23 protein-coding genes are annotated in these 21,252 nt (G+C 46.2%); 14 read left to right on the top strand and 9 right to left on the bottom strand.

From position 1 onward, the window contains the following. Positions 1-5: 5 nt before the first annotated feature. The 3 genes from mraZ to bioB all read right to left on the bottom strand — a co-directional run bounded on the left by mraZ (position 6) and on the right by bioB (position 2,428). Complete coding sequence (mraZ, locus tag JaK3_RS02325; RefSeq protein WP_068320686.1) at positions 6-434, bottom strand: division/cell wall cluster transcriptional repressor MraZ; 429 nt, start codon at positions 432-434, stop codon at positions 6-8. Between the two features lie 302 nt (positions 435-736). Further along, positions 737-1,366 carry a 2-polyprenyl-3-methyl-6-methoxy-1,4-benzoquinone monooxygenase gene (coq7, locus tag JaK3_RS02320; RefSeq protein WP_068320279.1) on the bottom strand — a complete coding sequence of 210 codons (630 nt, stop codon included), beginning with the start codon at positions 1,364-1,366 and terminating at the stop codon, positions 737-739. A gap of 12 nt (positions 1,367-1,378) precedes the next feature. Further along, positions 1,379-2,428: a biotin synthase BioB gene (gene bioB, locus JaK3_RS02315; protein ID WP_082786346.1), complete on the bottom strand. Its 1,050-nt coding sequence runs from the start codon at positions 2,426-2,428 to the stop codon at positions 1,379-1,381. An 89-nt stretch (positions 2,429-2,517) separates the two neighbouring features. On the opposite strand from bioB, the gene bioA reads away from it, so the two are divergent. The 4 genes from bioA to JaK3_RS02295 are packed head-to-tail and all read left to right on the top strand — an operon-like array spanning position 2,518 to position 7,064. Further along, positions 2,518-3,864, top strand: coding sequence for an adenosylmethionine--8-amino-7-oxononanoate transaminase (bioA, locus tag JaK3_RS02310; protein ID WP_068320276.1), 1,347 nt, complete (start codon positions 2,518-2,520; stop codon positions 3,862-3,864). Next, entirely contained in the window at positions 3,861-5,099 is a 1,239-nt protein-coding gene (gene bioF, locus JaK3_RS02305; protein WP_068320274.1) for an 8-amino-7-oxononanoate synthase, read from the top strand. The genes bioA and bioF overlap by 4 nt, the downstream gene beginning before the upstream one ends. Continuing rightward, positions 5,092-5,811, top strand: a complete 720-nt coding sequence (gene bioD, locus JaK3_RS02300; RefSeq protein WP_068320272.1) for a dethiobiotin synthase — start codon at positions 5,092-5,094, stop codon at positions 5,809-5,811. The genes bioF and bioD overlap by 8 nt, the downstream gene beginning before the upstream one ends. 56 nt (positions 5,812-5,867) lie before the next feature. Continuing rightward, on the top strand, positions 5,868-7,064 hold the full coding sequence (locus JaK3_RS02295; protein WP_068320270.1) for a M20 aminoacylase family protein: 1,197 nt from the start codon (positions 5,868-5,870) through the stop codon (positions 7,062-7,064). Between the two features lie 22 nt (positions 7,065-7,086). Here the strand turns inward: JaK3_RS02295 and JaK3_RS02290 are convergent, their stop codons facing one another. The 3 genes from JaK3_RS02290 to apaG form a co-directional block, all read right to left on the bottom strand. Then, positions 7,087-7,863, bottom strand: coding sequence for an enoyl-CoA hydratase (locus JaK3_RS02290; protein WP_068320268.1), 777 nt, complete (start codon positions 7,861-7,863; stop codon positions 7,087-7,089). A gap of 26 nt (positions 7,864-7,889) precedes the next feature. Then, positions 7,890-9,020, bottom strand: a complete 1,131-nt coding sequence (mltA, locus tag JaK3_RS02285) for a murein transglycosylase A (RefSeq protein WP_068320266.1) — start codon at positions 9,018-9,020, stop codon at positions 7,890-7,892. A 128-nt stretch (positions 9,021-9,148) separates the two neighbouring features. After that, a complete protein-coding gene (gene apaG / locus JaK3_RS02280; RefSeq protein ID WP_068320265.1) occupies positions 9,149-9,523 on the bottom strand; it encodes a Co2+/Mg2+ efflux protein ApaG in 375 nt (124 codons plus the stop codon). A gap of 49 nt (positions 9,524-9,572) precedes the next feature. On the opposite strand from apaG, the gene rpe reads away from it, so the two are divergent. From rpe to trpC, 5 genes are read left to right on the top strand one after another with little or no spacing between them, the layout of a single operon-like run. Continuing rightward, positions 9,573-10,298: a ribulose-phosphate 3-epimerase gene (gene rpe / locus JaK3_RS02275; protein WP_068320263.1), complete on the top strand. Its 726-nt coding sequence runs from the start codon at positions 9,573-9,575 to the stop codon at positions 10,296-10,298. After that, positions 10,298-11,803, top strand: a complete 1,506-nt coding sequence (gene trpE / locus JaK3_RS02270) for an anthranilate synthase component I (RefSeq protein ID WP_068320261.1) — start codon at positions 10,298-10,300, stop codon at positions 11,801-11,803. The genes rpe and trpE overlap by 1 nt, the downstream gene beginning before the upstream one ends. Next, positions 11,787-12,353 (top strand): anthranilate synthase component II, encoded by a 567-nt coding sequence (locus JaK3_RS02265; RefSeq protein ID WP_068320259.1) that lies wholly within the window; start codon positions 11,787-11,789, stop codon positions 12,351-12,353. Before trpE ends, JaK3_RS02265 begins: the two co-directional genes overlap by 17 nt. A 20-nt stretch (positions 12,354-12,373) precedes the next feature. Continuing rightward, entirely contained in the window at positions 12,374-13,399 is a 1,026-nt protein-coding gene (gene trpD, locus JaK3_RS02260; RefSeq protein WP_068320257.1) for an anthranilate phosphoribosyltransferase, read from the top strand. A gap of 10 nt (positions 13,400-13,409) precedes the next feature. Then, entirely contained in the window at positions 13,410-14,213 is an 804-nt protein-coding gene (gene trpC, locus JaK3_RS02255; protein WP_068320255.1) for an indole-3-glycerol phosphate synthase TrpC, read from the top strand. Here trpC and JaK3_RS02250 read toward each other — a convergent pair. Next, a complete protein-coding gene (locus tag JaK3_RS02250; protein ID WP_068320253.1) occupies positions 14,194-14,763 on the bottom strand; it encodes a hypothetical protein in 570 nt (189 codons plus the stop codon). The genes trpC and JaK3_RS02250 overlap by 20 nt on opposite strands. 110 nt (positions 14,764-14,873) lie before the next feature. On the opposite strand from JaK3_RS02250, the gene JaK3_RS02245 reads away from it, so the two are divergent. After that, positions 14,874-15,227: a hypothetical protein gene (locus JaK3_RS02245; protein WP_068320251.1), complete on the top strand. Its 354-nt coding sequence runs from the start codon at positions 14,874-14,876 to the stop codon at positions 15,225-15,227. Positions 15,228-15,298: 71 nt separating this feature from the next. Here JaK3_RS02245 and ychF read toward each other — a convergent pair whose 3' ends face one another. Beyond that, the gene (gene ychF / locus JaK3_RS02240; protein WP_068320249.1) at positions 15,299-16,393 is read right to left on the bottom strand and encodes a redox-regulated ATPase YchF; all 1,095 of its coding nucleotides are present in this window, start codon (positions 16,391-16,393) and stop codon (positions 15,299-15,301) included. Positions 16,394-16,433: 40 nt separating this feature from the next. Here ychF and JaK3_RS02235 point away from each other — a divergent pair, with 40 nt between their 5' ends. From JaK3_RS02235 to JaK3_RS02220, 4 genes are read left to right on the top strand one after another with little or no spacing between them, the layout of a single operon-like run. Then, complete coding sequence (locus tag JaK3_RS02235) at positions 16,434-17,708, top strand: FAD-dependent monooxygenase (RefSeq protein ID WP_068320247.1); 1,275 nt, start codon at positions 16,434-16,436, stop codon at positions 17,706-17,708. Further along, a complete protein-coding gene (locus JaK3_RS02230) occupies positions 17,701-18,417 on the top strand; it encodes a DsbC family protein (protein WP_082786357.1) in 717 nt (238 codons plus the stop codon). The genes JaK3_RS02235 and JaK3_RS02230 overlap by 8 nt, the downstream gene beginning before the upstream one ends. 5 nt (positions 18,418-18,422) lie before the next feature. Next, complete coding sequence (locus JaK3_RS02225; protein ID WP_068320245.1) at positions 18,423-20,204, top strand: M61 family metallopeptidase; 1,782 nt, start codon at positions 18,423-18,425, stop codon at positions 20,202-20,204. A 6-nt stretch (positions 20,205-20,210) separates the two neighbouring features. Then, positions 20,211-20,966 carry a uracil-DNA glycosylase gene (locus tag JaK3_RS02220; protein ID WP_068320243.1) on the top strand — a complete coding sequence of 252 codons (756 nt, stop codon included), beginning with the start codon at positions 20,211-20,213 and terminating at the stop codon, positions 20,964-20,966. On the opposite strand, the gene JaK3_RS02215 is transcribed toward JaK3_RS02220, so the two are convergent. After that, positions 20,955-21,251, bottom strand: a complete 297-nt coding sequence (locus JaK3_RS02215) for a hypothetical protein (RefSeq protein WP_240480853.1) — start codon at positions 21,249-21,251, stop codon at positions 20,955-20,957. The two genes, JaK3_RS02220 and JaK3_RS02215, sit on opposite strands and share 12 nt — an antisense overlap. Position 21,252 lies beyond the last annotated feature (1 nt).

The raw sequence follows: 21,252 nt of genomic DNA, 5'->3' as shown, positions 1-21,252 counted from the left end.
TGTCATCAAAAATTAAATTGCTTGAGTGCTTCAGGCATGCCTTGCGCAATCGCCGCCTGTTCTTTTGCAGCGTATGTTGCTGCATCCCACAATTCCAAGTGACTTCCCATACCAAGCAAAATCACTTCTTTTTCTATTCCAGCTGCTGCGCGCAATTCAGGACTGACCAATACGCGACCAGCACTATCCAAATCCATTTCCGCTGCGTTACCCAAGAAGATTCGACGCCACCAATGAGCATCCATTGGAAGTTGTGCAACTCTCGCTCTGAAGGTTTCCCACTCAGGTCTTGGGAAGAGAAGTAGGCAGCCGTCGGGGTGTTTTGTGAGCGTGATTCGGCCCTCGCCCTGCACCAACAAGGCGTCACGATGCTTTGCCGGCACAGACATGCGGCCTTTTGCATCTAAATTGAGAGCTGACGCACCTTGAAACACCATTTACCCCACTTTTTCACACTTCCTCCCACTTTAGAGGATCGCACTAAGAGGGTCAAGTGTTTTTAGGAGTTTTTTTAGGAATTTCTCTAGTGTTTACAAACACTTAGCGTCATGTGTTCAGAAAATGGTGTTAGTAAAATAGCTACTTGAAACAATGGCTTGGAAAATATACTTAAGAATAGATCTTAGCTATTGGGCTAGATAATCGCAAAATATACTGTATTTATAAACAGTAATATCAAAAAAATACATCAAAATTAATCAGAAATTAATTTTTAAGAATTAATCGTATTTCAGTTTTAAATTTTGTAAGCAGTAGTGGTCATTACCTTAGACATTGCGTGCATTATTTTCTGAACAGGTTCTGGCAAATTTGCACCGCCTGCATTTTTTGCGGCTTGTCCATGAGCAATTTCATCCATGCGCATTTGATCAACAATTGCACGTGAGCGTTGATCCTCTTTAGGCAATTTTTCGAGATGACTTTCTAAGTGATTCTCAACTTGTTTTTCTGTTTCAGCAACAAATCCTAAACTCCACTTATCGCCCGCTAAGCCTGCTGCCAAGCCGATCGCAAAGGATCCCGCATACCAAAGTGGATTGAGATAGCTGGTATGTGACCCAAGCTCTTGTAGGCGAGTTTCACACCACGCTAGGTGATCCATTTCTTCGCGACCAGAGTGGTCCAGCATCTCTTGAATATCTGAATTTCGTGCGACTAATTTTTGTGATTGATACAACGCTTGCGCACAAACTTCACCAACGTGATTGACACGCATGAGTCCAGCAGCATGTTTTCGTTCGGCAGCATCCAAACCAGAATGATTGGCAAAATCCGACCCTGGGGTGGGTCTTTGAGCATTGGCGCCCCCAACTACCGACCTAAGGGCAGTATCAAATTCCAGAATAAAGCGATCTATCGGAGACATTCGCGACAAAGGTTAAATTAAAACCTCTGCTTTGCTGCTTTGCTTGGTCTTCAGACCCAACTCAGCTAAGAGTGCACGGTCTTGTTCTGCCTCAGGATTACCGGTAGTGAGTAGTTGCTCACCGTAGAAAATCGAGTTAGCACCAGCCAAGAAACACATCGCCTGGACTGCTCTGCCGAGCTCCTGACGACCAGCAGACAGACGCACGCGGGCTTTAGGCATGGTGATCCTAGCAACCGCAATAGTTCGAACAAACTCGAGTGGGTCTAATGGCTTTTGATCTGCCAAAGGAGTACCAGCAACTGGCACCAAATGATTAATAGGCACTGATTCTGGATATGGGCTCAGATTGGCTAAGCGCGCCAGAAAGGCAGCGCGCTGTTCCCTGGATTCACCCATGCCTACGATTCCACCGCAGCAAACTGACATACCGGCAGCGCGGACATTGGAAATCGTATCCAAGCGATCCTGATAACCACGAGTGGAGATCACTGAGCGGTAAAAATCTTCGCTGGTATCTAAATTATGGTTATAGAAGTCCAGGCCAGCCTCTTGGAGGGCCTGAGCTTGATCAGCTTCCAACATGCCCAAGGTAGCGCAGGTTTCAAGGCCTAAGGCCTTAACGCCCTTAATCATGGCGGTCACTTTTTCAATATCGCGATCTTTGGGCTCACGCCATGCAGCACCCATACAGAAACGGTTAGAACCGGCTGCTTTAGCTGCTTTAGCAGCCTCTAAAACCTCTTCCAAGCCCATTAACTTCTCGGCCTTAACGTCTGTGTCATAACGGGCAGCTTGCGGGCAATAGCCGCAGTCCTCAGGACAACCACCCGTCTTGATTGACAACAGGGTAGCCAATTCCACATCACCCTCAGGGAAATAAGCCTTATGAGTCTCTTGAGCCTTCAACATCAATTCATTGAATGGGAGTGCAAATAAGGCCTCAATTTGAGCCACTGACCACTCTCCAGGCGCCTCAATCTCCGAATTAGTACTTTGATGCAATTCAGCCTTCGATTTGAACTGAGTTAAAGGTTTTTCAACGGTTTGAGTGTCCTGCATGGGCAAATTCCAGAAATTAGGTAGATTCAAGGCATAAACATAACAGATACAGGTCTGAAATTGGGAAAACTAGTGGTCAAATATCAAACATGAAGGTTATTTCTGATTTAAATCAAGCCGCACTCGTTGATCGCAGCCTAGCCGCCGTTTGGCACCCCTGCACTCAGATGAAACAGCATGAGTCTTTTCCGCTAGTTGCGATTACCAAAGGCAAAGGTGCTTGGCTCTATGACGAAAATGGAAATGCCCTGCTCGATGCTATTAGTTCTTGGTGGACCAATTTATTTGGCCACTCCAATACACGCATCAATCATGCAATAACTGAGCAGCTAGAAAAAATTGAGCACGTGATGCTCGCAGGATTTACCCATCCTCCAGTAGTCGAATTATCTGAAAAAATTTCAGCACTAACCAAGCATCACTTAGGTCACGTCTTCTATGCATCCGATGGCGCGTCTGCTGTTGAGATTGCACTGAAGATGAGTCATCACTATTGGCAACTCAATGGCAAACCACAAAAGAAAAAGTTTGTTTGTGTAGAGAATGGTTATCACGGAGAAACGTTAGGTGCATTAGCGGTAACTGACGTAGCCATTTTTAGAGAAGCTTATGGGTCACTGCTGCAAGATGTCTACACAGTCACCTCCCCCGATGCACGCAAAGCAAAAGTTGGTGAGACCGCAGATGATGTGGCAAAACACGCAGCCAAACAACTTGAAGAGTTATTTGCAAAAGAGCATCAACAGATAGCTGCGTTTATTGTTGAACCCTTAGTGCAATGCGCCGGACAAATGGCGATGCACTCTCCCGAATATTTGCGCCTAGTCAGAGAACTATGCAATCGCTATGAAGTGCATCTGATTGCAGATGAGATTGCCGTTGGCTGTGGACGGAGCGGTAAGTTCTTCGCCTGTGAACATGCTGGTATCTGGCCAGACTTCTTAACGCTCTCCAAGGGAATTAGCGGCGGTTATTTGCCACTTTCCCTATGCCTTACTACCAATCAGATTTACCAAGCGTTTTATGGTGATCAAACATCGCAAGGGTTTTTACACTCCCACTCATACACCGGCAATCCGTTAGCATGCGCTGCCGCTCTAGCTTGTCTGGAAATTTTTGAATCCGAAAACGTATTAGAAAAAAACATTGGGCGCTCGCAAGATCTAGCAAATGCATTTGCATGGGCAAAGTTGGATCCCCGAATTGAGCATTGGCGCCAGCAGGGAATGATTTTGGCATTTGACGTTAAAAACAATTGCCTTAAGAATCCCAAAACTTTTGCACGTACTATGTTTGCCCATAGCCTAGAAGCAGCTGTATTAATTAGGCCTATTGGTAATACGATTTATGTAATGCCTCCCTATATTCTGTCATCCGAAGAAACGATGCAATTAGGTAAAGCAGTACAGCTTGCCCTCGATAAGACATTAGTATGACGAACGCATTTAATGCCCTTCTTTTAGCGCAAGAGCAAATTGCAGATTTGGATTTGCAGCTACTCAAGCGAAAACTCAGGGCAACTGAATCTCCATGCGACACCAAAGCGCTAGTTAGCGGGCGTGAATTAAAGGCTTTCTGCAGCAATGACTATCTGGGTCTGGCAAATCATCCCGCACTAGTTCAAGCCCTTGCTGAAGGTGCCGCGCAGTATGGCGTTGGTAGCGGCGCTTCTCACCTCATCAGCGGCCACAGCATTGCCCATGAGATTCTTGAGAGCAAGTTGGCAGATTTTCAGAAGCAACATATCCCAGGTGCACGCGCACTCTTTTTTAGTACTGGCTATCTTGCCAATCTGACAGCAATTACAGCCTTTGCAAGACTTGCGCCACAAGGATCCACCAGCATTTATTCAGCCAAGTTAAATCATGCGTCTTTGATTGATGGTGTTCGCCTAGCAAGTGCGCAAACTAATGCACGAGTTCACTTATTTGATCATCAAGACATCAATACATTAAGTGAATTACTGAAGGCTGATCAAAACCGCCTCAAGATGATCGTCACCGATGGCGTCTTTAGTATGGATGGTGACCTTGCCCCTGTTAAGAGATTACTAGAAGTCGCTGAGCAATACGATGCCTTGCTATTGGTGGACGATGCTCATGGCTTTGGGGTTTTAGGTAAGCACGGTCACGGCATTTTGGAGCAGGAAAATATCTGCTCAGATCGCATTGTGTATATCGGCACGCTTGGTAAGGCTGCTGGTGTCAGCGGTGCTTTTGTTTCTGCGCAGGCAACCTTGATTGAATGGCTTATCCAAAAAGGGCGGCCCTTTATTTACAGTACTGCTACGCCACCAGCAATAGCGCACACACTCTCCAAGAGCCTAGACATCATTGAGGGGAATGAAGGTAGCAATCGCCGCACCCAACTCAATAAACTCATTCGCATTTGGCAAGATGAAATGCATTTTGCTCAGTGGGAAAAGGTGCCCTCTTGCACGGCCATTCAGCCTGTTATTTTGGGCAGTAATGCCAATGCCTTACTGGCTGCTAAGTTATTAGATGAAGCTGGTTACTGGATTCCAGCCATTCGTCCACCGACCGTACCCATTGGGAGTGCGCGATTGAGAATTACCTTCTCGGCAAATCATAGTGAAGCGGATTTACGTCAGCTAATCGCCACCTTGAAAACTATTGAGCAGATAGCAACCCAAAAGGCGCCCCATGAGTAAGTCTGCTGGATTCTTTGTCACAGGCACCGATACCGAAGTTGGGAAAACCTTGGTCAGCGGTGCGCTCATTGTTAAATTGCGCGAGCAACAAATAAATGCCATTGGCTTTAAACCGGTTGTTGCTGGCACCTACAAAGATACAAGCGGCAGAACTCTCAATGAAGATTTAGAAACGCTACGCATTGCATCCAACCTCAGTCATCATGAATTGAGTTTATGCCCTTATGCACTAGATCAACCAGCCGCTCCTCACCTAGTAGCAGCGCAGCAAGGGCTAAAGCTTGAGATGAGCATGATGACTGCAGCTTTTCAGAATATTCAAAAGCATGCGGATTGCATTGTGGTTGAGGGAGCTGGCGGTCTGTTAGTACCTTTAAATCAAGATGAAGATTTAGGTGGGTTTGCAAAGAAGATTGATTTGCCAATAATTTTTGTGGTGGGCATGAAATTAGGCTGCCTTAATCACGCCCTGTTAACGTATGAAGCAATCAAAGCGCGCAACTTAAAGATTGCTGGATGGATTGCCAATGCCCTTGAAGAGGAAATGCCTCTTCTACAGGGAAATCTCCAGACCCTGCGAGCTAGGATTGACGCGCCCTTTTTAGGTCTGATTCCGTCACTGCCAAAAGAGCTACAAAAAGCCACTGATAGCCCTTATTCAATTGAGGCTTTGCATTTTGCTGCAAAGCACATTCAATTGCCCAATCAATAATCAGTATTAATTGCCTTCTAAAGGCATATCAAAAGACTTTCGGATAAGATGAAGGGATGCATTTACTTCCAGAAATTACCGAATCCGCAGAAGCTATTCAAGAAATTCGACGCAATATTCATGCACACCCTGAATTGCGTTTCGAAGAGAACCGCACGGCTGATTTAGTCACTGAGGCACTTTCTAGCTGGGGAATCACTGTTTACCGCGGTATGGGAAAAACTGGAGTAGTAGGTCGCTTAGATGGCGACTTAGGACCCGGCAAGATGATTGGTTTGCGCGCCGATATGGATGCGCTGCCATTGCAAGAGCACAACAATTTTGCGCATGCTTCAAAAAATCCAGGAAAAATGCACGCATGTGGTCATGATGGTCACACTGCCATGCTTCTTGGTGCTGCGCAATATCTATCAAATCATCGCGACTTCAAAGGTACAGTGATTTTTATTTTCCAGCCAGCCGAAGAAGGTGGCGCCGGCGCAAATGAAATGATTAAAGATGGGCTTTTCAAAGAGTTCCCATGTGATGCCGTATTTGGATTGCACAACTGGCCTGGATTAGCAGAAGGTCACTTTGGCGTAACGCCTGGCCCCATGATGGCCTCCAGCAATACTTTCGAAATCACTATTAAAGGCAAAGGTGGTCACGCCGCCCTTCCCCATAACAGTGCAGATCCAGTTTTTGCTGGGGCGCAAGTAGTTCTTGCCTTGCAAAGCATCATTACCCGTAATAAACGCCCTGTAGATGCTGCGGTTTTATCCATTACACAATTTCATGCAGGCGAAACAAGCAATGTCATTCCAGATAGCGCATTCATTGGCGGCACAGTGCGCACATTTACATTGGATGTCTTAGATCTCATTGAGCAACGCCTTCGAGAAATCGCACACAGTGTTGCGAGTGCTTTTGATTGCCAAGCAGAAATCACATTTGCAAGAAATTACCCACCCCTCATTAATCACGCCAATGAAGTGGAATTTGCCACTGAGGTAATGAGCGAATTGGTTGGCAAGCAAAATGTAAATGCCTCAATCGATCCGACGATGGGTGCAGAAGACTTTGCATTTATGTTGCTGGAAAAGCCAGGTTGCTATGTTTTCCTTGGCAATGGCGACGGCGATCATCGCTCTGTAGGTCATGGCATGGGTCCTTGCCACCTACACAATCCTTCATACGACTTCAATGATTCCTTGATTCCAGTAGGCGTGAGCTATTGGGTCAAACTAGCTCAACGCTTCCTAGGAAAAAACTAAATTCTTTTTTGAATTTCTGAAATTAAGAGTTGGTAAATTTAGCTGGGCGTTTTTCCATAAACGCAGCCATACCCTCTTTCTGATCATTTGTTGCGAAACATGCATGAAAGAGACGGCGCTCAAAATGAATGCCTTCAGACAATGTAGTCTCGTAAGCTGTGTTGATACTTTCTTTCACCATCATTGCAGTCAATAAAGGCATATCGGCAATCCCTTTAGCAATTGCTTTAACTTCTTTCAACAAATCTGCTTGCGGGAAAATTCTGGCGACCAAACCAGAGCGCTCCGCTTCGGCAGCATCCATCATGCGGCCTGTCAGAGCTAAATCCATGGCTTTTGCTTTCGATACTGCACGTGGTAAACGTTGTGTTCCACCAGCCCCAGGAATGATGCCTAGCTTCACTTCTGGTTGAGCAAACTTCGCGTTATCCGCAGCCATAATGGTGTCGCACATCATGGCGAGCTCACAACCACCACCAAGCGCATAGCCAGAGACAGCAGCGATTACAGGCTTACGGACTTTTTTAATCTCTTCCCAGTTGCGGGTAATAAAGTCACCGCGATAAACATCTTTCAGCCCATACTTCGCCATAGATGCGATATCAGCTCCAGCTGCAAACGCCTTTTCACTGCCAGTAACAATCATGCAGCCAATATTGTCATCCGCATCAAAAGCCAATAATGCAGCGCCAAGCTCTTCCATCAATTGGTCATTCAAGGCGTTCAATACTTCAGGACGATTTAAAGTGATGGTTGCAACTTTGCCATCCACTTCAGTCAAAATTGTTTTGTAGCTCATTGATTTCTTTCAGTAGTAAGAATGCATTAACGTGGAAGCAGCAGCCACATCCTGCCATTTTGCTTCATGCGGCCTGCCATCTCTCCAGCAGAATCCCCTGATCCCCAATAGTAGTCCGCCCTGACACCACCCACAATAGCTTTGCCGGTATCTTGTGCCATCACGAGTTTCTGCAAAGGCTGATTACTCAAAGGCTTTGTTGTAGCTAAAAATACTGGTGCACCCAAAGGTAATGCCTGTAAATCCACAGCAATACTACGCTCACTAGTCAGCGGAACACCTAAGGCTCCGTTGGGACCTAAATCTGCCGCCACATTACCCGGCAACTCTTTAAAGAAAACAAAACGCGGGTTAGCGTTCAGCATTTCATTAACTCGATCGGGGTTACGTTTAGCCCATTGCGAAATGCCTTGCATCGTTGCCTCGCTACGCGTGATCTCTTTGCGATCTAACAACCATTGCGCAAATGATTTGAATGGTTGATCGTTGGTGCCAGCATAACCAAGACGCAAGATGCGTCCATCTTCCAGGCGAATTTTTCCAGAACCCTGGATTTGCATGGAAGCAGCTGCCACAGGGTCTTGTACCCAAGCGATTTCAGATCCATTAAGAACCCCTGAACTCATGAGCTCTGCGCGCGTTGGACCAGGATTTGGTTTTGATTTACGCCACGCGCTTGGGTAGCTATAAAGCGCCACGTTGTATGTGCTAGTGCGAGTGAGTGAGCCATTCATGACCGGCTCGTAATACCCAGTAATTAAGCCAGTGTCACTCCCAGAGCTAGTACGAATTTCATAAACTTGAAAATTACTTTCAAAGTATTTACGGACTGCTTGTGTATCTCGACCCGAAACATTGCTCGCTTGAGCGCACACTTGACGCCAATTTACTTCGCCACTTTTCTTGCGCAAAGCATCACAGCTTTTTAACCATGCAGGCCAAGCTTGGGATAAGTCATCATCCTGCCATCCAGGTAATGCCTGCCAAGAGACAGCACTAAAACTTGCAATGGAAGAGCTGTAGCCTGATGGCGAGGCACCAGAACCACTTGAGCGATATCCCGTGCCACGCGTGGGGGGAGTAGAACATCCCGCAATCAAGCTAACGACCAGGATTGCGAATACACTTAATGAAATATATTTAAATTTAGAAATCATGATCGCCAATTTACTCGATGAATACCCAATGCTACTGTTTGTCTTTGAAGGTGCCGTTGCCTTAGGACTATTGTTGTTTATTGTCCTCTGGACGGGCAAAGGCAAAAAGTAGTCTCCTGAACCTTGCGCTAGTGCAAGGTACGAGGCATCACCAGAGCAAACTCAGGAATAGGGGCCTGAAAGAACTGAGCCTCCTCAGTTACGCAGAAATATTCCCCACGCATAGTCCCCGCAGGGGTGGGCAAAGTTGCCCAACTGGTGTATTCAAAATGCTCCCCAGAGCGCAAAAGCGGCTGTTGACCTACAACCCCCAGGCCACGGACCTCCTGGACGTCGTTATCCCCGTCCGTAATAAACCAATGGCGGGCAATTAACTGAATACTGGCCGTGCCTGTATTACGTATGGTGACGGTGTAAGCAAAGGCAAATTGGCGGTTATCTGGGTCAGATTGCTCCGGAAGATACTGGGCTTTGACCGTTATGCTGATTTCGTGGGGATTCATGGTCGAATTCTGCTCCATCCTAAGGTCAACTGCAAGCTAGAATCTAGGGATGGAAAGCCAAAAAACATCCTCAAATAGCCAATTTGTTATTGCCCCATCAATTTTGTCTGCTGACTTCGCCTGTCTGGGCAAGGAAGTGCAAGACGTTTTAGTGGCGGGCGCTGATTGGATTCACTTTGATGTGATGGATAACCACTATGTGCCTAATCTGACTATTGGCCCCTTGGTTTGTGAGGCTATTCGTCCGTATGCAACCAAAGATGGCGCGCTGGCTGTAATCGATGTGCACCTGATGATCGAACCAGTGGATCGCATTGTTCCGGACTTTGCTAAAGCGGGCGCCAATTTAATTAGCTTTCATCCTGAAGCAAGTCCGCATGTCAATCGCACACTGAACCTCATTCGTGATCAAGGTTGCCAAGCAGGTCTTGTATTTAATCCAGCAACTCCACTAGATCATCTTGATCACACGCTGGAGCTCATTGACTTGGTATTACTCATGTCAGTTAATCCAGGGTTTGGTGGCCAATCATTTATACCAAGCACTCTCAATAAGATTGCTCAAGTTCGCGCGCGCCTCGATCGCTACCAAGCTGAGACTGGTCGACACATTCGTCTTGAAGTAGATGGTGGCATTAAGGTCGACAATATTGCTGAAGTTGCAAAAGCGGGCGCCGATACTTTTGTTGCCGGCTCAGCAATTTATGGCAAAGAAAATTATGCGCAAGTGATTGATGCAATGCGCGCTGAATTAGGAAAGTCAGGAAAATCCTAATGCAACGCGATGAATTTAATGCCCTAGCTAAACAGGGTTTCAATCGCATTCCTCTTATTAAGGAGGTCTTGGCCGATCTGGAAACGCCATTGTCGCTTTACGTAAAACTCAGCCAAGCGTTTGGTACGAAAAATACTTACCTGCTGGAGTCCGTTTTAGGTGGCGAGCGTTTTGGCCGCTTCTCCTTTATTGGCCTACCCGCCAAGACAATCGTTAGAACTGTTGGCACACCCACTGCACCGATCAATGAAGTGGTTACAAATGGAAAAGTCGTTGAAAGCAACACCGATAATCCACTCGACTTTGTTGATGCTTATTTCAAACGCTTTAAGGTTGCACTACAACCCGATATGCCACGTTTTTGTGGTGGCTTAGCAGGTTACTTTGGTTATGACACAGTGCGTTACATTGAGTCACGTCTAGCTAAACACCAACTACCCGATGAATTAGGCGTACCCGATATTCAACTCATGTTGACTGAAGAGTTAGCAGTGATTGATAACGTCGCTGGAAAAATTTACTTTATCGTTTATGCAGACCCAAGCATGACTGATAGCTTTGAAAAAGCCCAGGGACGTTTAAAAGAATTAATGACTTGTCTTGGTAAGCCAGCCAATATGCCAGCATCTTTACCAAGCACTAAGACAGAACTCATTCGCAAATTTAAGGCTGCCGATTTTGAAAATGCAGTTCTGAAAACCAAAGAATATATTTTGGCCGGTGATTGTATGCAGGTGGTGATTGGTCAGCGCATCAGCAAACCATTTACAGATTCACCTTTGGCACTCTACAGAGCCCTACGCTCACTCAACCCGTCCCCATATATGTACTTCTATGACTTTGGGGATATGCAAATTGTTGGCTCATCCCCTGAGATTCTGGTGCGCCAAGAAAAACGTGCTGCCGAGAAGATTGTGACCATACGTCCGCTGGCGGGCACACGCCCTCGCGGAGCAAACCCTGAGGAAGATGAGCGCCTAGCTAAAGAACTCTTGGCAGATCCTAAAGAAATCGCTGAACACGTCATGCTGATTGATTTAGCGCGCAATGACGTGGGACGCATCGCAAAAACAGGCTCAGTCAAGGTGACTGACTCCATGTCGATCGAAAAGTACTCACATGTTCAACATATTGTGAGCTCTGTAGAAGGCGATCTTTTAGACAATATGAGCAATATGGATGTGTTGCGTGCCACCTTCCCGGCAGGCACCTTGTCAGGGGCACCAAAAATTCGGGCAATGGAAATCATTGATGAGATGGAAATCGTGAAGCGCGGCGTATACGGTGGTGCGGTTGGCTATCTATCCTTTTCCGGAGATATGGATGTAGCCATTGCTATTCGTACGGGCGTTATCCGCGATGGCATGCTGCACTCTCAGGCAGGCGCAGGTGTCGTTGCCGACTCTGACCCGACAGCCGAATGGAAAGAAACAGAAGCAAAAGCACGTGCAGTACTGACTGCAGCAGATTTAGTACAAGGAGGACTTGATGCTCCTAATGATTGATAACTATGATTCGTTTACCTATAACCTTGTTCAGTATTTTGCAGAACTGGGTGAAGAGGTAAGAGTATTTCGTAATGATGAAATTACCGTTGAGGATATTGCCAAGCTCAATCCAGCACGTATCTGCATCTCACCTGGGCCATGTAGCCCAGCTGAAGCAGGCATCTCAGTTGAAACTATCAAGCGCTATGCCGGACAAATTCCGATTCTTGGAGTTTGCCTAGGTCATCAAGCTATTGGTGAGGCGTTTGGCGGTAAAGTCATTCGCGCCCAAAAGGTGATGCACGGCAAGACCGATAGCATTCATCACACTGGCGCGGGCGTATTTAAAGACTTGCCCGATCCATTTAAGGTGACTCGTTATCACTCTCTCGCTATTGAGAAAAGCTCCCTACCTGCGATGCTAGAAGTCACTGCAACATCGTCTGATGGAGAGATTATGGGTGTACGCCACAAGGAGCTTGCGGTTGAAGGCGTGCAGTTTCATCCAGAGTCGATTCTTTCTGAGCATGGTCATGCCCTGCTCAAGAATTTTTTACAAAATAAATAAGTAACCCTAATTACAGCGCTATGCCAATTACTCCGCAAGAAGCCTTACAACGCTGCATTGAACATCGCGAACTATTTCATGATGAGATGACCGCTATGATGCGCCTCATCATGAGCGGTGAGATGTCGCCAGAGTTGGTTGCTGGATTATTAGTTGCGCTTCGCACCAAAAAAGAAACCGTTGGTGAAATCGCTGCTGCTGCACAAGTAATGCGTGAGTTTGCAACCTCTGTAAAAGTGGATGACCGTAGTCACCTGGTCGATGTTGTAGGCACAGGTGGCGATGGCGCACACACATTCAATATCTCTACTGCAGCGATGTTTGTTGCAGCAGGTGCCGGAGCAAAGATTGCTAAACACGGCAACCGAAGTGTGAGCAGCAAGTCCGGTAGCGCTGATGTTTTAGAAGCGCTTGGCGTTAATCTTGCGCTGTCCGCTGATCAAGTAGCCAAATGTATCTCAACGATAGGCGCAGGCTTTATGTTTGCACCAAACCATCATCCAGCAATGAAAAATGTTGTTCCAATTCGCAAGCAGCTCGGCGTACGAACTATTTTTAATATCTTGGGCCCACTCACCAACCCTGCGGATGCCAAGCGTATCTTGATGGGGGTGTTCCACCCTGATCTAGTAGGAATTCAGGCACGTGTATTACAAGCACTAGGAATGGAGCACGCACTAGTGGTTTACGGACGCGATGGTCTTGATGAAATTTCTTTAGAGGGACCAACCCTGGTTGGAGAGCTCAAAGATGGCGTGGTGCGTGAATATGAAATTCATCCAAAAGACTTTGGCCTCAATACAGCCGCAACCAATGGCTTCAAAGTGGCCAACGCTGAAGAGTCCAAGAAGATTGTTCTTGAGGTTCTCGATGGCAGGCCAGGTGCAGCAAGCGATATTGTTTGCCTCAATGCAGGTGCAACCCTTTACGTTGCGGGCGTGGCTAAAGACATTGCTAGCGGTGTTGAACTTGCTAAAGCCGCTATTGCATCAGGTGCCGCCCGTCAGAAGCTAGACTCATTCGTAGCAGCAACACAATCTAAATAAGTCATTATTTATGAGCGATATCCTCGACAAAATCGTTGCAACTAAAAAGATTGAAGTTGCCAACTGCCTCAATAGAGTGTCGCTTGCCAATCAACGCGAGCAAGCTGAAGCCAACAATCTAGACGCGCTTCTGAAGCCCAGAGGCTTTATTCAGTCTATAGAGAGAAAGATTTCGGCTGGTAAAGCTGGTGTGATCACTGAAATTAAGAAGGCAAGCCCAAGCAAAGGAATCTTGCGCGAGAACTTCGTGCCATCAGACATTGCCAGGTCTTATGAAAAACATGGTGCCGCTTGTTTATCAGTTCTAACGGATGTGGATTATTTTCAAGGCTGCAACGACTACCTCCAGCAAGCTCGTGCTGCTTGCAGTATTCCCGTTTTGCGTAAGGACTTCACCATAGACCCATATCAAGTTTATGAAGCCCGCGCGATTGGTGCAGATGCAATTCTGTTAATCGTAGCGTGCTTAGAGCTCAATCAAATGAAAGAGCTTGAAGCCTGCGCGCACGAGCTAGGTTTGGATGTATTGGTCGAGGTACACAATGCTCCCGAGCTGGAGCAAGCCCTGGAACTCAAGACACCACTACTTGGTATTAATAATCGCAATCTCAAGACTTTTGAGGTAACCCTGCAAACTACACTCTCTCTGCTATCTATGGTTCCGAGTAGCAAAACATTGGTAACAGAGTCTGGGATATTGGGTCGCGCCGATGTTCAGCTCATGCGCGAGCATCAAGTGAATGCCTTCTTGGTGGGTGAAGCCTTTATGCGTGCCGCCGACCCAGGCGTCGCTCTTAGTGAGCTGTTTGCCTAACTTTTCTCAAAAGATCTAAGCAGTATTTGATTAACGAGATTAGTAGCAGCGAACCTAATACATCGCCTATAAACATCACTACAAAGTGATTTACGCTACCGGTATCCTCCAAGGTCATGGTAGAAAACCACCATTGGTGTAGGCCTGCTGACAGCAGGGAATAAATCAAAATACAGGCTATCAACTTTGGAAAATTCAGATTACTTAAATCTGATTCAAGCCGCAGATTGCTAAATACAAAATATCTAGCTAAGTACGGCGCAAATCCTGAAATCAATCCAATGCCAATGCAAATTGTTAATTCATGTGGGAAGTCGCCGTAGTAGCTAATCAGGAAAGAGGCGGTTGCAATTCCTAGAGCGCCAGGCAAACCAAAAATCAAAGTTAGAAATAAACGTAAGCCAGCGGGAAGATAAATCCAATTCACTCCCAAACCAAACACTAAGCCATTCGTTAACCAGCCATTGAAATAAAAGAGAAATGTGTACGCCATCGCACTAATAGCGCACCCAATAAACCATTCTGGAGAAATTGTGAAGAATTTAGACATTGCAGTCAGTATGGATTAATTTTATTAATTGATGTGCGTCAATTGCTAAAATAGGACTTAGGGAATACACTCATGTTAGCTCTTAAGCTAATAAATCAACGCCAGTAAATATGTCCACTACAAAAACCTCGTCTTACATTAAGTTTCTCAACCTGATTGATGCTATCGATCGCATTAATCCGGGGAAGAAATTGGACTGCATTGAAGAAAGCTTGCTCGATAAGATCGTTGCTTGTGCTCATGCAAAGCAAGCGATTTTGGTTGGCGACCTCATTTCCATCACCGATCTCGGCTCACAAGCCACCTTGCATGGTCGACTCAAAAATCTCAGCGCCTTGGGTTACATCAAAATGGCTGCCAATGTAGATGGTCGCAAAAAAGAAGTGTTGCCCACCAAAATGGCGCTTAAGCGCTATGAAGAAATTTCTAAATGCTTAGAAAAGGCTGTTAAAGCCTCTTCATAAAGGCTTCAGATTCTTTGGCTACATAAACAAAAAGCCCTTTTCAGGGCTTTTTTTGGCTGAAATAGAACTTCTTAGACGTTAAACAAGAAGTTCAATACATCTCCATCCTTCACAACATATTCCTTACCTTCAGCGCGCATCTTGCCTGCTTCCTTGGCGCCCGCCTCACCTTTGAACTGAACGAAGTCATCATAAGAAATAGTTTGAGCACGAATAAACCCGCGCTCAAAATCCGTATGAATAACACCAGCAGCTTGTGGCGCTGTATCGCCTTGATGAATAGTCCAAGCACGAACTTCTTTAACACCAGCGGTAAAGTAAGTTTGCAAACCAAGCAATGAATATCCGGCGCGAATCACGCGATCCAAGCCAGGCTCTTCCATCCCCAGATCAGCCAGAAACTCAATCTTGTCAGCTTCATCCAAGTCAGCAATTTCTGCTTCAATTGCCGCACAAACAGCTACGACCGGCGCATTTTCTTTTGCAGCGTGTTGTTTAACAGCGTCGAGATGTGGATTGTTTGAGAAGCCATCTTCTTTCACATTCGCAACATACATCGCAGGCTTAGCCGTAATTAAGCACAAAGGCTTGATGAGCAACTTTTCATCGTCACTTAAGTTCAGGCTACGCACTGGTAAAGCAGAATCTAGATGGGCCTGAACTTTAGTCAGCACAGCAACTAAAGCAGCAGCTTCTTTGTCATTACCTGACTTTGCTGCTTTACTTGAACGATTCAGAGTTTTTTCAACTGTTGCTAAATCGGATAGGGCCAGCTCGGTATCAATCACGCCAATATCGGCGATGGGATCAATTTTTCCAGCAACGTGGATTACGTTTGGATCCTCGAAACACCGCACCACATGGGTAATGGCATCAGTTTCACGAATATTCGCCAAAAACTGATTGCCGAGACCTTCGCCTTTTGAGGCGCCAGCTACCAAACCAGCAATATCGACAAATTCGACTGCTGCCGGCAGAATGCGCTCAGGCTTCACGATCTCAGCCAGTGCGGCTAAACGGGGATCAGGAACCTCAACTACGCCTACATTGGGCTCAATCGTGCAGAAAGGATAGTTTTCCGCTGCGATTCCAGCCTTGGTAAGCGCATTAAAGAGGGTAGATTTGCCGACGTTAGGCAGGCCGACGATGCCACATTTCAAAGACATGGCGTTATTGTAAAGGGGCTGGTTTCGATATCATCGAGTTATGTCAGAAGTTCACTTAAATTCCTTGTCCAAATCCTCAGGCCATCCCTCCCAAATGCGCACTACAGACGTTGTTGTAGTCGGCGGAGGCATTACTGGTAAGGCTTGCGCACTCGGCCTAGCCCAACTGGGCCTGCAAACCATAGAAATAGCCCCTGATTTAGGACAAAGCGTTGCTAGCCCACAAGGCACCCAATGGGGGCAACGAATCTACGCTTTTTCCCCAAGCACTCAAAAATTGCTGGCTCACCTACAAATTTGGGACGCAATTGATCACAGCCGCCTGCAGCCGGTCCGAGATATGCGCATATACGGCGATAGGGGCGAAAAAAATGACCAACTCCACCTTTCAGCATTTGAAGCAGGAACACCTCAGCTTGCCTGGATTGGAGAATCCAACTTAATTGAGCACACCCTTGATCAAGCATCACGCTTTCAAAACAAACTAGAGCGTATCAGTGATGTCGTAGAAAAAATCTATATAGATGCAGATGGAAGTACTTTGCATTTAAAAAATGGCGGCAGTATTCGCGCACAACTGGTAATCGCAGCTGATGGTGCCAACTCCCCTATTCGCAACGAGCTTGGGATTAGCGCCAGCGAAGAAAGTTATTCGCAAAGTGCGGTGGTAGCTAATTGGCTCTGCGCCTATCCACACTTAGAAACTGCATATCAGTGGTTCTTACCAGGTGGTGACATAGTCGCCATGTTGCCTTTACCAGGCAAACAAGTCTCGATGGTTTGGTCTACCTCGACAGAGCATGCAGCTGAGTTATTAAAACTCGATCAAGCACAATGGCTAGATCAGTTTTCTTCGATTGCGAATGGCGTCATACTTAAGCAGTTAGGCGAACTCACTCTGAACTCCATACCAGCGGCCTATCCTTTACGAAAAATTCGAGCCAAACGTTTTATCGGCCCAGAAGCCTCTCCAAAGGTTGTGCTCATTGGCGATGCCGCGCATGTCATGCATCCTCTGGCGGGGCAAGGCCTCAATTTAGGACTTCGTGATGTTGCTGTTTTACTGAATGTTTTGGGTAAACGCGAGTCCTTCCGATCACCAAGTGACATCGTGTTACTTCGTCGCTATGAACGTCAACGCCAAGGCGATACCAGCGCCCTTTTGTGGGTTACCGATAAACTGAAGAAACTATTTTCTGCAAGCAGCAACACAGAACGACAACTTCGTAACTGGGGTCTAGGTCTTGTGAACAAAAGCCACTTTATAAAACAGCGCTTAATTGAACGCGCTTTAGGAGAAATTGATTTTGAATAAACTCTTATCTATGGTTGCTTTTATTGGCGCCAGCCTTATTTGCACTGGATTAGCGCATGCGCAACCAGAGCAGCAAATCAAAACAGAAATTCAGAAGAAGTTAGGCGCTAACGCTAAAGTTAAAAGTGTTTCACCTGCACCTGTATCTGGCCTGTACGAGGTATTGGTAGGCAACGATATTTTTTATACAGACGCCTCTGGAAAATATCTGATTCAAGGTGAGATCATCGAACTTGCAAGCGGTAAAAATATTACCGAGCAAAGACAGGCAGATTTAAATCGCATTAAATGGAGTGACTTAACCCCTGCTAACGCCATCAAAAATGTTCGCGGCAATGGCAGCCGTCAGCTTGCCGTTTTCTCTGATCCTAATTGTGGCTACTGCAAGCGCTTAGAAAAATCACTACAGCAACTGGATAACGTCACCATCTATACCTATCTAATTCCAATCTTATCGCCAGATTCTGCGCAAAAATCAAAACAAATTTGGTGCTCAGCAGATCCATATAAGGCCTATATGGATTGGATGATTAACGGTATTACACCCAGTGGCAAAGGGGATTGCAGCACGCCACTAGACAAGAATATGGCTTTTGCTAAGACCTATGGAGTTACAGGCACGCCAACTTTATTCTTTACAGACGGCAGCCGTTTCCCTGGGGCCGTACAAATCACTGACATTGAAAAGAAATTTAATTCACTGAAATAATCATCATGAATAACGCCGACTTACCTGCAATTCAATATACAGTCTGGCCAGCAGACCTTCATGGTCATCGTTTTCGTGTAAAGCTACACATTACAAACCCCGACCCTAAGGGTCAGATTCTGCAAATGCCGGCCTGGATTCCGGGTAGCTATTTAATTCGGGATTTCAGTAAACATGTGGAGTCACTTGAAGCATTCTCAGCGACAGGCACTAGAAAGAAGCTCGTGGTCGAGCGGATTGATAATGACCATTGGCAGTTGCCACCAAGCAATAGATCTGTAGAGATCCTAACGACTGTTTACGCATTTGATTCATCAGTTCGTGCAGCCTATCTCGATACTGAGCGCGCCTTCTTCAATGCAACCAGCTTATGTCTTGCAGTCAAAGGCCAAGAGCATATACCTTGCTCTCTTGCTGTCACTGCGCCTGAGGCTGCTTTTGCAGACCACTGGACAGTGCAAACGACATTAAGGGCAGCAAAGACTGATGGGCGTGGATTTGGTTTTTATCTAGCAAAAAATTATGATGATTTACTTGATCATCCTGTCGCTATGGGCGAGTTTCAACTGGTGCACTGGAGATCTAATGGCGTATCCCATCGCATGGCCATTCAAGGGTGCAATCACATTGTTGACTCTAAGCGCCTTGCTGAAGATCTTCAGGCAATCTGCATCAGTACTATTGAATTATTTGAACCAAAAACTAAGCGTGCCCCATTTGGGGAATATCTCTTTTTAGTCAATGCCGTACTAAATGGCTACGGCGGCCTTGAACATCGCAATAGCACTGCATTACTTTGTCGACGCGATCAAATCCCCCAGGAAAATATTGTCTTTGAAGAGTCTGCTTACAGAGAATTTCTAGGTTTGTGCAGTCATGAATATTTTCACGCGTGGTTGGTTAAGCGTATTCAACCAAAAGCTTTTCAACCTTACGATCTCGCAAAAAGAAATCACACACGCTTACTCTGGGTATTTGAAGGCTTTACTAGTTATTACGATGACCTTCAACTATTGCGCAGCAAACGGATTGACCTAAAAACCTATCTAAGACTCGTTGCAGATAACTGGAATGGCATCTTGCGCGGCCCAGGTCGTCAAAAGCAAAGCCTTGCTGATAGCTCATTTGATGCCTGGACTAAGTATTACCAAGCAGACGAAAACACACCCAATGCCGTTGTTAGCTACTACGGCAAAGGTGCATTAATGGCTCTTGGCCTCGATTTACAAATCCGCGCATTCTCTAAAAACAAACTCTCCCTAGATGATCTAATGCGTCTCATGTGGCGCAAGCATGGCATCACCCTAGACGGCCTCGCAGAAGATGAACTGGATCATTTGTTAATTGAATTGCTAGGCGAAGGTTTCAGAAAAATTTGGGCAGACATAAAAGCGCGTTACATTTTTGGCGTTGAAGATATTCCATTGCAAAAATGGATTGGATCAAACCTTGTTGCCGTCAAACTGAAGCACCAATCAACCCTAGAAAAACTTAAGCTGCAATTTGGCATGCGATATACCGATGCGAATGGTTGGCTCAAGATTACTCATGTACTCGATAGCGGCATTGCCCAGGCAGCAGGTCTGGCAGCCGGGGATTTACTGGCTAGTGTTGATGGGCAAAGGGTCACCAGCGCACGTTGGGATAGGGTTTTAGGCAGCCTTTCTGAAAACACTCAAACACGCATCACTTTTTATCGCGATGATCTTGAGCATGAGCGCATGGTCTCACTGCAATCCGCCCATGCACCTACACAATATGAACTATCGCCAAAGAAAGATGTCTGATCAAAATTGAAGGCGCTATTTTCAAAAGACGATATCCCTAGCGATTGGCGTGCACTACTGGGAAACTATTTTGAGTCGGCAGATTGGCAATCGCTAGAAAAGAATTTGCAGACTGTTTTGAATGCTGATCCAGGCGCAGTAAGGCCAAAACCGCAAAACTTTTTTAAAGCACTCAAACTGACTCCAGTGGATTCGGTTAAGGTAGTGATTCTGGGTCAAGACCCCTATCACTCTCCAGGATTAGCCCAGGGACTTGCTTTTTCTATTCCAGCGGAAATTACAATCAACTCTCGAGAATTTCCCAGTTCACTTCGCAACATTAGCAAAGCACTTGCGATAGAAGGTTTTGGTCAGTTACCCAACGGTGATCTGCACAACTGGGCCAAGCAGGGTGTTCTTCTTCTCAATACCGCCTTGAGCGTCAGGCTCGGCGAAGCAGGTAGTCACACTAATTTAGGGTGGAAAAGTTTGATTGATCATTTAATCAACGCACTCTCTAAATCTAAGTCGCATTTAGTCTGGATGCTCTGGGGTGGTCACGCACAATCCAAAATGCCCTTGATTGAGGACGGCCAAGACCAATTGGTGCTTCAATCCTCGCACCCATCGGGCTTAGGGGTATATAAAACAGATAAGCCCTTTTTGGAGCCCGGCGCTAAGGCAAGCTGCAATCACTTCAGCAGAACCAATCAGTGGCTCATTGAACACAAAAGCTCACCCATCCGTTGGGTGGAGAGCGTTCAAAATGACTTATTTAGTTAAAGCGGTAAATACGCAAGCTACCGTACAAGAGGCAAAAATAGCGCTGGCCCACTCCAATATTTGCCCAGACTGAAAAAATCCCAAGTATTGCCCTAAAAACGAGCTGCCAGCAGCTGCAATGAAGCCGAGCAAGAAGGCTGCAAGGACCTTCCCGGGCCTGAAGCCCTGTGGGGGTCCGGGATAAAAGATCCAGGCTGAGACCCCAGAAATACCCCCAATCACCAGAAAAGCTAAAAACCCCATTGATACCCCCATTAATGCTGCCATCAAATCTATAATTGCCATT

The sequence above is a fragment of the Polynucleobacter yangtzensis genome, from assembly GCF_001595965.1.
Taxonomy (GTDB): Bacteria; Pseudomonadota; Gammaproteobacteria; order Burkholderiales; family Burkholderiaceae; genus Polynucleobacter; species Polynucleobacter yangtzensis.
This window is presented reverse-complemented; position numbering and strand designations above follow the sequence as displayed.